This window comes from Paenibacillus sp. FSL L8-0502 (genome assembly GCF_038593055.1).
GTDB classification, from domain to species: Bacteria; Bacillota; Bacilli; order Paenibacillales; family Paenibacillaceae; genus Paenibacillus; species Paenibacillus polymyxa_D.
In genome coordinates this window covers 4,791,066-4,803,021 of record NZ_CP151958.1, presented here as the reverse complement: position 1 = coordinate 4,803,021, position 11,956 = coordinate 4,791,066, and the positions used below count along the sequence as shown (strand labels likewise).

General features: G+C 45.4%; 12 protein-coding genes. 10 read left to right on the top strand and 2 right to left on the bottom strand.

Going from position 1 to position 11,956, the window contains the following annotated elements; all coding sequences use genetic code 11:
• The first annotated feature begins 220 nt into the window (after positions 1-220).
• From NSQ57_RS21110 to NSQ57_RS21080, 7 genes are all read left to right on the top strand, one after another.
• A complete protein-coding gene (locus NSQ57_RS21110; RefSeq protein WP_129550005.1) occupies positions 221-1,174 on the top strand; it encodes an ABC transporter permease in 954 nt (317 codons plus the stop codon).
• Positions 1,164-2,114, top strand: coding sequence for an iron chelate uptake ABC transporter family permease subunit (locus NSQ57_RS21105; protein WP_069011647.1), 951 nt, complete (start codon positions 1,164-1,166; stop codon positions 2,112-2,114). The genes NSQ57_RS21110 and NSQ57_RS21105 overlap by 11 nt, the downstream gene beginning before the upstream one ends.
• On the top strand, positions 2,108-2,866 hold the full coding sequence (locus NSQ57_RS21100) for an ABC transporter ATP-binding protein (RefSeq protein ID WP_029519266.1): 759 nt from the start codon (positions 2,108-2,110) through the stop codon (positions 2,864-2,866). Before NSQ57_RS21105 ends, NSQ57_RS21100 begins: the two co-directional genes overlap by 7 nt.
• A gap of 12 nt (positions 2,867-2,878) precedes the next feature.
• Positions 2,879-3,859 carry a siderophore ABC transporter substrate-binding protein gene (locus tag NSQ57_RS21095; protein ID WP_342425249.1) on the top strand — a complete coding sequence of 327 codons (981 nt, stop codon included), beginning with the start codon at positions 2,879-2,881 and terminating at the stop codon, positions 3,857-3,859.
• A gap of 33 nt (positions 3,860-3,892) precedes the next feature.
• Positions 3,893-4,636, top strand: coding sequence for an alpha/beta hydrolase-fold protein (locus tag NSQ57_RS21090; RefSeq protein WP_342425248.1), 744 nt, complete (start codon positions 3,893-3,895; stop codon positions 4,634-4,636).
• Between the two features lie 276 nt (positions 4,637-4,912).
• Positions 4,913-5,824 carry an aldo/keto reductase gene (locus NSQ57_RS21085; RefSeq protein WP_342425247.1) on the top strand — a complete coding sequence of 304 codons (912 nt, stop codon included), beginning with the start codon at positions 4,913-4,915 and terminating at the stop codon, positions 5,822-5,824.
• Between the two features lie 153 nt (positions 5,825-5,977).
• Positions 5,978-6,304, top strand: a complete 327-nt coding sequence (locus NSQ57_RS21080) for a thioredoxin family protein (protein WP_025721930.1) — start codon at positions 5,978-5,980, stop codon at positions 6,302-6,304.
• 136 nt (positions 6,305-6,440) lie between these two features.
• On the opposite strand, the gene bacA is transcribed toward NSQ57_RS21080, so the two are convergent.
• Positions 6,441-7,238 carry an undecaprenyl-diphosphate phosphatase gene (bacA, locus tag NSQ57_RS21075; RefSeq protein ID WP_029519259.1) on the bottom strand — a complete coding sequence of 266 codons (798 nt, stop codon included), beginning with the start codon at positions 7,236-7,238 and terminating at the stop codon, positions 6,441-6,443.
• A gap of 125 nt (positions 7,239-7,363) precedes the next feature.
• On the bottom strand, positions 7,364-8,734 hold the full coding sequence (locus NSQ57_RS21070; protein WP_029519258.1) for a hemolysin family protein: 1,371 nt from the start codon (positions 8,732-8,734) through the stop codon (positions 7,364-7,366).
• Positions 8,735-8,959: 225 nt separating this feature from the next.
• Between NSQ57_RS21070 and NSQ57_RS21065 the strand changes: the two genes are divergently transcribed.
• The 3 genes from NSQ57_RS21065 to NSQ57_RS21055 all read left to right on the top strand — a co-directional run bounded on the left by NSQ57_RS21065 (position 8,960) and on the right by NSQ57_RS21055 (position 11,900).
• A complete protein-coding gene (locus tag NSQ57_RS21065) occupies positions 8,960-9,760 on the top strand; it encodes a DUF1836 domain-containing protein (protein WP_039273781.1) in 801 nt (266 codons plus the stop codon).
• A gap of 204 nt (positions 9,761-9,964) precedes the next feature.
• The gene (locus tag NSQ57_RS21060) at positions 9,965-10,906 is read left to right on the top strand and encodes a glycosyltransferase family 2 protein (RefSeq protein WP_029519255.1); all 942 of its coding nucleotides are present in this window, start codon (positions 9,965-9,967) and stop codon (positions 10,904-10,906) included.
• Positions 10,907-10,946: 40 nt separating this feature from the next.
• A complete protein-coding gene (locus NSQ57_RS21055; RefSeq protein ID WP_342425246.1) occupies positions 10,947-11,900 on the top strand; it encodes a glycosyltransferase family 2 protein in 954 nt (317 codons plus the stop codon).
• Positions 11,901-11,956 lie beyond the last annotated feature (56 nt).

Here is an 11,956-nt window from a genome sequence, read left to right as displayed (position 1 = left end):
TTTACAGGATATTGTTTTTATTTGCTCATTCGCTCTTTAGACTATTCAGGTTTTGCTAACACCTTTCTTGATATGGTTTATTCATTGCAAAAAAATTTGACAGATACAATATCACTGATATAATTTATGCTAGTTGATTTTGATAATCATTATCATTATTGGAGGGGAGGACAGGGCCGAAGCTTGGTACAGGTTATTGGACAGGCTCCCTTAGTTAGAGATGAAATTGCGCTATTTAATACTGGCTTTTCTGGTACTGGCTTTCGCCTCGGTTTTTATTGGTGTTCATGATGTAACTCCACTTGATTTGTTCCACTTAACCAACGATCAGGCGCAGGTACTCCTGATTAGCAGATTCCCACGATTGATCAGTATCATTATCGCAGGGGCGAGTATGAGTATCTGTGGATTGATCATGCAGCAGCTTACCCGGAACCGATTTGTTTCTCCCACCACTGCAGGGACGATGGATGCGGCACGATTGGGTGTGCTGATGGCTATTATGGTGTTTGGAGCGGCGGGATTTTGGACGAAAATGCTGACGGCTTTCGGATTTGCTCTAGGGGGAACACTGATTTTCATGAAAATACTGGATAAAATCCGTTTCAAGGACCCGGTATTTATCCCGCTTGTCGGTTTGATGTTTGGAGGCATTTTAAATTCGGTAACGACTTTTTTTGCTTACAAATACAATCTGATCCAGGGCATTTCTTCGTGGATGCAGGGGGATTTTTCTCTAATCATGAGTGGTCGCTACGAGATGCTCTATCTTAGTGTTCCTTTGGTTGCGTTGGCGTACATATATGCGAACCGTTTTACAATTGCAGGCATGGGTGAGGATTTTGCGGCCAATTTGGGCGTACATTACAAGCGCACCGTCAATGTGGGTTTGGTGATCGTGGCTTTGGTTTCCTCTGTTGTCATCTTAACGGTCGGGACGATTCCCTTTTTGGGGCTGGTTGTACCCAATCTCGTCAGCATGTATATGGGGGATAATCTGAAAAAAAGCCTGGCCCATACAGCGATCTTGGGCGCCGTCTTTGTGCTGTTTTGCGATATTTTGGGACGGGTGATCATTTATCCGTATGAAATTTCTGTAGGGCTTACGGTGGGTGTGATCGGGAGCGCGTTGTTCTTGTATTTGCTGCTGAGGAGAAGGGCTTATGAATCCTAAATTAAAAATCGGAATATTAGCTGCTGCCGCGCTTGTGTTGATTGCTGCTTTTGTGTTTATAGATCTTCCGCATACCTGGCATTACGCGCTGCCACGACGATTGAAAAAGATCGCAGCTTTCATTCTGACAGGTGGCTCCATTGCTTTTGCAACCGTTATTTTCCAGACGGTTACGAATAATAAGATTTTGACTCCGGGTATTATCGGACTGGATTCACTGTATATGCTGATTCAGACGACGATTATTTTTGCATTTGGCTCCGTCCCCTTCATTTCGACCAGCAAAGAATTGAACTTTTTGCTGTCGGTGGGGCTGATGGTGCTGTTCGCAGGAATGCTATACAAATTAATTTTCCGCAAAGATGGACGCGGGATTTATGTACTTTTGCTGATTGGTCTGGTGTTCGGCACGCTGTTTAACAGTTTATCTACCTTTATGGAGGTACTGATTGATCCGAACGAATTTGCGAAAATCCAGGACAAGAGCTTTGCCAGCTTCAGTAATGTAAACACTGAGCTGCTGTGGCTTTCTGTATTCGTGCTTGTGCTCGTATTTGCTTATGCGTGGAGATTCATCAAGTATCTGGACGTGCTGTCGCTCGGACGAGAGCATGCGATTAATTTAGGTCTCCCTTATGGTTTTATTATCAAAAGGCTGCTAATTATCGTAGCGATTCTCATTTCCATTTCTACAGCGCTTGTCGGGCCGATTACGTTTCTCGGATTAATTGTGGCCAATGTGGCTTATCAGGTGATGAAAACCTATCAGCATCGTTATATTATTCCGGCCTCTATCTGTGTCAGTGTTATTGCGTTGGCAGGATGCCAACTGCTGGCAGAAAGAGTATTCGACTTATCGACAACAGTCAGCGTCATTATTAACTTTATCGGGGGGGTGTACTTCCTGTACCTTTTGCTGCGGGAGAATAAGTCATGGTAGAAGTCAAAAACGTAACCAAACGCTACGGGAATAAAAATGTGGTGGATCAGGTATCTGTCACTGTACCTAAAGGCACGATTACCTCCTTTATTGGACCTAACGGCGCTGGAAAAAGCACCTTGTTGTCGATGATCAGTCGCCTGACTGACAGTGATGAGGGAGAAATCCTCATTGACGGGCAGGCCGTGAGCCTGACGAAAAGTGAGGAGCTAGCTCGGAAGATATCGATTTTAAAACAGACCAACGATGTCAACATCCGCTTAACCGTGAAGGAACTAGTCAGTTTCGGTCGTTTTCCGTATTCCAAGGGCAGATTGAACAGCGAGGATCGCAAAATGGTGGAGCAATCTATGGCTTACATGGGACTGGAGGATATGAAGGACAAGCATATTGATTTGCTTAGTGGGGGACAGCGACAACGGGCTTTTATTGCCATGATTTTGGCTCAGGACACAGAATACATCCTCCTGGATGAGCCACTGAACAATCTGGATATGAAGCATTCGGTTCAGATTATGAAGACGTTGCGTGGTTTAGTTGATGATCTCGGCAAAACGATTCTAGTCGTGCTGCACGACATTAATTTTGCATCCTGCTATTCAGACTATATTGTGGGGATGAAGGATGGCAGGTTGCTAAAACAAGGAACGGCAGACGAGATGATTGATAGTCAGGTATTAAAGGACTTGTACGATATGGATATTCCGATTCAACAGATTGGTGACCATAAAATTTGCGTTTATTTCACTTAGGGGGAATGTTAAATGAAGAAAAATATGATGTTTTTAACGCTGATGCTTGCATTGGTACTGATCGCGTCAGCCTGTGGCAAAGCAGCTCCGGCAACACAAGAGACGACTGGAAACGGCTCCTCTGCTGCAACAACGGAATCCAAAACCATCTCGGTCAAACACGCACTGGATGAAAACCCGGTACAAGTCAAAGTTAACCCCAAAAATGTCGTTGTCTTTGATTTTGGTTCATTGGATACGCTGGATAAGCTGGGTGTTGACGTTGCGGCAGTAGCGCAGCAGGATCTTCCTACGTATTTGAGCAAATATAAAGATTCCAAATATGCAAGCGCGGGCACGCTGTTTGAACCGGATTACGAGAAAATCAGTGATTTGTCTCCTGAACTCATCATCATAGGCGGCAGACAAGCTGATGCATATAAAGAGTTGAGCAAAATTGCACCTACTATTTCGATGGCTGTAGACACCAAGGATTACATCAATTCCTTTAAAAAGAACGTGGAAACGTTGGGGCAAATCTTCAACAAAGAGGATGCTGCCAAGCAGGAACTGGCTGCGATTGATAGCTCCATCAAGGGCGTACATGACAAGGCTGTAGCGAGCAAAGCTAAAGGACTGATCGTGCTGACAAATGAAGGAAGCCTGAGCGCATATGGCTCACAATCCCGTTTCGGTATCATTCATGATGCTTTTGGCGTAACCCCTGTAGATCCTGGCATTAAAGTATCCACGCATGGACAAAAAGTTTCTTTTGAATATGTACAGCAAAAAAATCCGGATTATATTTTTGTCGTTGACCGTGGAGCAGTGGTGGTCGAAGAAGGCAAGGAGCAGGTTACAGGTAAACAAACCATGGAGAATGAACTGGTGAAGAAAACCAATGCATTTAAAAACGGTCATATTGTATACCTTGATCCTAACTACTGGTACCTGTCAGGTAACGGTCTGGAATCTGTATCTGAAATGATCAAGGAAATAGATGCTGCATTGTAATGCATACATTTACATCATGGGGGACTGTGTAGGATGAAAGGTCATGTAGATGAAATTTCATTAGATGGGTATCTTGTGCACGTCTATACACCTCCCGTCTCCGTGAATCATAATGAGCTGTATCCGGTGCTGTATGTGCAGGATGGTAGCTCTTTATTTCTAAGCGGATTAGATGAGCTGGAAAGAGGTTTTTCTACGGGAGAGCTGCCCCGTGTGGTGCTGGTGGGTATTCAGCCCGTAAATCGGCTGGATGATTATACGCCTTGGAAGGCAGCTGCTTTAGTAGAAGGAAGACCTACTTTTGGTGGTGGTGGAGATGCCTATCTGGCGTTTGTGGTTACAAAAGTAATGCCATACGTCGAGGCAAAATATCCAGTGCATACTGGAACGGAGCATACGGGCATTATCGGCGCCTCATTGGGCGGATTAATTTCCATGTATGCCGCCTTCCAGTATAAGGACGTATTCGGACGCGTCGGTTCCATCTCAGGCTCGTATTGGTATCCGGGTATGATTGATTATATGCAATCTGCATCATGTGCAACTGTGAGGGATGGGACACAACGCTTTTATATATCTGTCGGGACCCGTGAAGGTGAAGGGAAGACGAATGTACAAAAAGATATGGTTCCGCTCACCCTCCAGGCACACGAGTTGCTGCGGACACAGGGACTGGATGCAAAAGATGTGCTTCTTGAGCTGGATCAGGATGCGGTACATCGTGTGGATTGTTTTCAACGTCAATTTCCTAAGGCCGTTCAATGGCTATTCGGATAGTACGAATTAATTACGAATTAATTACGAGTCGTATACAACAACCTCAAAGGATTGGAGAGCGTGGAGTCTCTATGCCTTTGGGGTTGTTTTTTTGTATAATAGAATCAATTTCATAATACCTTCAGTAGCTTTAATAAAGAGTACATATAGATCAAAATGGTTTAATTTGTCTATATGAAGTATACATTTCGTTAGTTTAATCATTTATGAAATTGATTCAATAGAGAAATATTGAAAATTTAAAGTTATACGTTATTGGAAGTGAGGGGAGCATAAATGAAAAGAAACCGCCTAGGATCATCAGATTTGCTGGTAGGTGAGATTGGCCTGGGATGTATGTCGGTCGGTACGGAGGAGCAGCAAGCTGTTTACTTGATTCATGAAGCGTTGGATAAAGGCGTAAATCTGTTGGATACGGCTGATTTGTACCAGCATGGACGCAATGAAGAAATTGTGGGGGCAGCGATCCGTGGACGGCGGCAGGATGTTATCCTGGCGACCAAGGTTGGGAATCGGCGCATACCAGGGCAGGAGGGCTGGGAATGGGACCCGTCCAAGAAATATATCCTGTCAGCTGTTAAAGAAAGTCTGCGTCGCCTGGGAACGGACTATATCGACCTGTATCAGCTGCATGGAGGGACAATTAACGATCCGATAGACGAAACCATTGAGGCTTTTGAGCAGCTACAGCGGGAGGGCGTCGTCCGTTATTATGGTATTTCCTCCATTCGCCCGCACGTCATCCGTGAATATGTCAAACGCTCGAATATCGTTAGTGTTATGAATCAGTATAGTTTACTGGACCGACGTGCAGAGGAAGAGGTACTGTCTTTGCTTCAGGAGCGGGGAATCAGCGTGATTGCACGTGGACCCGTAGCGAGCGGTGTATTGGCTGATAAGGGGGAAGAAAAGGCAGCGAAGGGATACCTAGACTACGAAGAAGCAGAGCTGCTGGACGTGCGTAAGCAATTAAAGGCTTTTGCAGGGGCGGACCGTAGTATGGGGCAGACAGCTATCCGTTATAGCCTTTCACATCCGACTGTCGCTGCTGTGATCCCGGGTGCAAGCTCTTTGGGACAATTGGAGCATAATATTTCTGCTGCAGATATTGCACTGCTAACTCAACAAGAGCGGCAGGCGCTACAGCAAATTAGCCGAGCCAATCGTTATGATGCGCAATACCGCTGATCCCGGCAATGATGGGACAAGTGTCAAACATGTACCCGTCCCAGTTGCAATTTATAAAAGAACCATTACAATATAAGAATAAGCTTCCGTTTATATAATTCCATATGTGAATATGGAGATGTTTTGTAAATACAACCTAGGAGGGACTAACGAATGGAACGCATCGAATCTCAGCAGCAATATCAGGATTTAATTAACGGTGACGGTCTGACCGTCGTGAAATTTGATACAACCTGGTGTCCGGATTGCAAGACACTGGATAAATTTATGGACGGCATTATAGAAGAAAACGCGGATAAGCGTTTCTTTGCGCTTGATGCGGAGAAATTCCAGCCGATTGCCGACGAAAATCAAGTGCGCGGCATTCCGAGTCTGCTCGTGTTCCGAAATGGCGAAAAAATTGCTCATTTGCACAGCAAATACGCTAAAACGCCAGCTCAAATCTCGGAATATTTGACTACACTGGAATCCAAACAATAATCAGAACGCATGATAGGGGGATCGTTCAGTACGATCTATCCTTTCTGCAAAATAGTAAAAGGGATATCCAAGGCTGATCATTCAGACCCTATGGATATCCCTTTTTAGTTATTGGTTATTGGTACCAAACAATGGCTTATAAAATAATGAAAAAGAACACAGCCGCCAGCACGAAGCGGTAAATGGCGAACGTAGTCAGGCTCAAGCGTTTGAGCAGACCGAGGAATGTTTTGATCGCCAGCATCCCGACGATAAAGGAAGTAATAAAGCCTGCTGCGAACACCGGAAAATCACTCATAGACAGATGATCCATACTTTTAATCATATCAATACCCGATGCACCCAGCATGACCGGAACCGATACGAGGAATGTAAATTCCGCGGCTGCCGTATGACTTACACGTGCGAATAGGCCCCCAGACATGGTTGAGCCTGAACGGGAGAAGCCTGGCCATAGAGCTAGGACTTGGAACAGACCGATGGTAAAAGCCTGTTTGTACGTGATCTCATCCAACGTATGTGATCTAATGGGCGGATGAAATTTCTCGGCCGCAATCATCAACAGGCCTCCGATGACTAAACTATAGAGAACCGTTTCAGGACCAAACAGGTATTGCTTAATTACATCACGGAACAGTACGCCAATTAGCCCAGCTGGGATCATGGCTAAAATAATATGTAACAGGTTTAGACGTGGCTGACTCGAGATTTTGCGTCTGAAATCAAACAGGCTCAGGAATCTGCGCCAGTATAATACGACGACTGCCAGCACAGCACCTAATTGCACGATAACCTCAAACGTTTTGACCGTATCATTCTCTGTGTTTAATCCTAGAAGATCAGCCGTGAGGATCATGTGACCCGTCGAAGAGACCGGCAAAAACTCTGTCAGCCCTTCAATAATTCCCATAATAATAGAAGATAAAATATCCACTTTACTAGCTCCTCCTTACACGCGTGCAGGGCAAACGACCTAAGCCGTTTGCCCTGGAGATATGTCATTTCAGTAGGAGTGAACACAAGTGTCAAGTGCAAAGATAAACGCTCAGGTCACACGGTTCATTCCCGGGAAGAAGTGTCCGATTCTGCTTCCAATTCAGATGCGGGGGATGTGTAGTGTAAAATAATCTCCACCCGACGAATACGATTTTTACCCATTTCACGAATGATAAATTTCACATCTTCTTCTATGAATTCCTTGCCCTGTCTAGGTTCCGGAACCCGGCTATACACCCACCCTCCGACAGTATCCACGTCTTCATCGTCCAATGTCAAGCCAGTCAGATCACTCAGATCGGAAAGCATCACTTTACCATCCATCAAATAACTGTTCTCCGTCAGTTTCTCGATTTCCTTCCGTTCATCCTTATCAAATTCGTCCCGAATTTCGCCAACAATCTCCTCCAAAATGTCCTCGATGGTAATGAGACCGGAGGTTCCACCGTATTCATCGACCAGGAGAGCGATATGAACCTGCTCCTTCTGCATACGTTTCAGCAGTGTGTTGACGGGGATAACTTCCGGAACGGTCAAGATCGGTTGAATCAGGCTGTCGAAAACAAGCTCGGGATTGCGATCATACTCAAGGAATAGCTGTTTGGTATTAATCATACCAATGATCTGATCCTTGCTATCTGTCGCCACCGGAAAACGGGTATACTGCTCTTCGTGAATAGTCAGCATGTTTTCTTTTAGCGAGCGATTCGTAAACAAGCATACCATATCTGTACGTGGCACCATAATTTCTTTGGCAACGGTCTCGTCAAAAGCAAAGATACGATTTACGTAGCCATATTCGGTGTTATTGATCTTACCACTTTCCACGCTTTCGGACAAAATGATCTGAATTTCTTCCTGAGAGTGCGCTTCTTCATGCTCACTAGCCGGTTGAAGACCAAACAGACGAACCAGACGATTGGCCGAGCCGTTAAGGAGCCAAATAAACGGATACATAATCCGGTTAAACCACACGATGACTGGAGAGGTTAACAAACTGACAGCTTCCGCTTTGCGGATCGCCAATGTTTTGGGAGCCAGTTCGCCGATCACCACGTGCAGGTAAGTTACAATGACGAATGAAATAATAAAGGCCAGGATATGTGAAAAATCCCCATTGATGTTGAGCTGTTGAAAGAGAGGCTCCAGCAATTTGACTACGGTCGGTTCACCGAGCCAGCCGAGTCCCAACGCTGTAATCGTAATACCAAGCTGACAGGCGGACAGGTAGCCGTCCAGATTATTGACGACCTTTTGTAGCGCCAGTGCGTTTTTACGGTTCTCCACAACCAGCTGATCGACCCGGCTGGAACGGATTTTAATAATCGCAAACTCGGTAGCCACGAAGAAAGCACTAAATAAAATCAACACCGCAAACAAAAATAGACTGACACCTATACCCATATAATTTTCACTCATCCCTTTTTCGTTCAATTTTTTTAAGGAACTCCATTTTAAGTTCACTTGAACTTATTTTAAGAACTTAAAAGAAAATATACAAGGTTCATATGGAATCGTAGCAGGTCGCCTACCTCCAATTTACACAGAAAATAAGGCATAATAGAACCCGCACGTCTCATTGCTTCACTTTACAAGCCTAGTTTGAGGGCGTATGATGAGTTCAAATGAACTTGAAATGTAATAAAGGGAGGAAAGCAGATGGAGTCTTTTACCCTTACTCGTCGTGATATGGCCCATTTGCTGCTGGCCATGGAAGGTCGCCGCGAATTGCAGCCTTTGGCCGTTCTGCAGGACGCCTGGAGGCGCACTCATAGCCATCTCGCCCGCTCCGGGAGCGCGATGCCGACATTTTTATACACCGATGTGACACCTGTGCTAGATAAAATCATCAAGGGTAAGCACAGCGCAGCCTTTTCGCTGCAAGAGATTGTTTCCCTGGGGCAACTAGTCGAGTACAGCCATGTGTCACTAGCATCTATGCAAAATTGGGTCAAACGCGACTTCAAGGAATTTCTCGGCGCTCCGAAGATCGGCAAAAAATACTCGGTCAACCAGGCAGCTATATTGCTCATTGTAGAAGATTTAAAATCATGTCTTGATTTTGAATCCATTCGTCAGCTATTTCATATCCTGTTCCAACAGCCCGAAGATGATACGGACGATCTGATTCAGCCGGTCGATTTGTACGCTGCCTACTCAACTTTGTTTGAGGAGCTGGATGCGAACGGAGACCAACTGCTCGATGTTGCTGGTGCAGGCTATGTAAAGGATAACGGAGATTCCGTTACAGTACAGCAGCGTCAGGAAGGTGCGACAGAGGAGTTGCTGGTTCAGGCGGCTGATCAATACACCAGTCGTTTACAGCATTTGACCCCTAACCAGTGTGAAGCAGTGCGTAATACTTTGCTGGTGGCAGCAGTAGCGGTGCAAAATAGTTATTTTTTGTCCATGGCACGTCGGTATGTGAATGCGACGTTGTTTCTGGACTTCCAAGGGTAAATAAGGATTGGCACTAGAAGCCAATCCTATTTTTTTGCTCTTTTTAGAGGATTGTCTACCCTTTTGGAGACTGAAAAAGTATACAAAAGAGGTATATACACTAAAACGCTGTCAAAGATACAATAAACATATATAATCCAGCAATTGGAAAAACTTTGAATATCTCTTCCAAAGCATCTGGATACACACACAGGAGGTAATGGCATGTCCGATGTCTCCATCATCATTTGTACCCGCAACCGGATCGAAGACCTGACACGCTGTATACAATCTATTGCAGTACAGCAGCAATTGGAGCATACGGCTGTAGAACTGCTGATTGTTGATGACGGTGATATTTCCGACCAACAGATCGAGCAGTACCGTCACATGGTATCCGGATTGCCTCAAAGCGTTTTGAAATATTATAAAAAAAGTCGTCCCGGCGTTTGGTTATCTCGCTATGAGGCCTTGTCCCTTGTGCGGTATGATATTGTGCTGTATTTTGACGATGATGCAGAACTGGACGATAAACTCTATATCCGGCGCTTGCTCGATACCTATGATCAGGATAAAACGATTGTGGGTGTTGGAGGGATTGCAAAGGGATTACATTCGAGCCGGGCAGGAAAGCTGCTGGGCGTTTTGACATTTCAGATGTCTTCATCCCTCGGCAAGCTCTCGCCTAGTAGTCTGGCAGGTTCTTTGCTGCGTTGGGGCGAAGCAACTGAGGTTTTCGATACAGAATTCTTTCATGGCTGCAATATGTCCTTTCGTAGGGATGCGCTTCGGGATATGAAGCCGTATCCGTGGATGACCAGTTATGCTGTGGCTGATGATTTGTACATGTGCCAGTTGGCGAGCCGTTACGGCAAATTGGTTATCAATCCTGACTTAACCATTATTCATCATGAATCTCCAAGCTCGCGCGATAAGGCGGGCAAAGTAGCCAAGGCTACAGCGATTAACCACTATTATTTTCTTGCCTTGAAAAAGGCTGGAGTGATTCAGTATGGAGCCCTTTTATGGACCTTATCCTACTTGATGCTCAAAGAAACGCTGCGTCGCAATTTTAATGCCGCAGATGGATACAAGCAGGGGGTGTTGTTCATTCTGAACCCGCGCAAGCAAAAATATAACGAATATTTAGGTCCGGCGGTTCAGTAATCTGTTTTTTTACACATTGACAGGATAAAGGGGGAGTATGATGTTAAGCTTGTCCATTGCTCTGTGCACCCGAAATCGGGTTGACGATCTGACCCGATGCATCAATTCAATTGCCATTGGGGGAGCACCGGAGGCATGTGAAACCGAGCTATGGATTATTGATGACGGAGAACTGCCGAAGCATGTGCTGGAACGCTATGAGCGTCAGTTGGGCAGAGCAGGAATTACCTACCGATATCATCGTAAGGAGCAGCCGGGATTATGGTTATCTCGTGTAAAGACAGCTGAACTTGCGCAGGGTGACATTATTTTGTTCCTTGACGATGATGTTGAGTTGCCGAGCAACTATTTAAATGAGTTGATGCGTACCTATGAAGCTTACCCGCAGGCTGCTGGTGTCGGCGGTATTGCACAGGGAATGAGTAACAGCTTCATGGGAACGATTCGATGCTTGCTGTCATTCCAGCAGTCTTTGTCCAAAGGGAGGTTGTCCCTCAGCGGTCAGTCCGGCTCGATGTATAACTGGCATAAGGCCAAGAAGACGTTTAGAACCCAGTTTTTTCATGGCTGCAATATGTCATTTCGCCGTGAGGCGATTCGCAGTCTGGAGCCGGTACCTTGGTTGCAAAGCTATAGCGTAGGCGAGGATCTGTTACTTTCGCGCATCGCAATGAAAAGCGGTCCGTTATACATTAACCCGGCGCTTACGCTGCTTCATCACGAATCGCCGTCCTCACGCGACAATATGGAGCAGGTTACTTATATGCGGGTGATGAATCATATTCATTTACTGCGTGATGAGGGATCTGGGCCGATTGGTTATGCAGCGCTATACTGGACGACGTTGTATCAGATTTTGAGAGAAAAGCCCAAGAAAAATCATACTGCCTTTCAAGGCTATAGAAGAGCGTTGAAAGCAATCTTTTCAAGTCCAAAGGAGCTTGTTGGCGGGGGGCAGTTGCCTGAACGCAATTCCAAAAAAACGGTAGGCTGATGGAGGTGCGTCAAAAGACGCGATGCGAGCATAGAGACGAGAGGCTTAATAAGGAA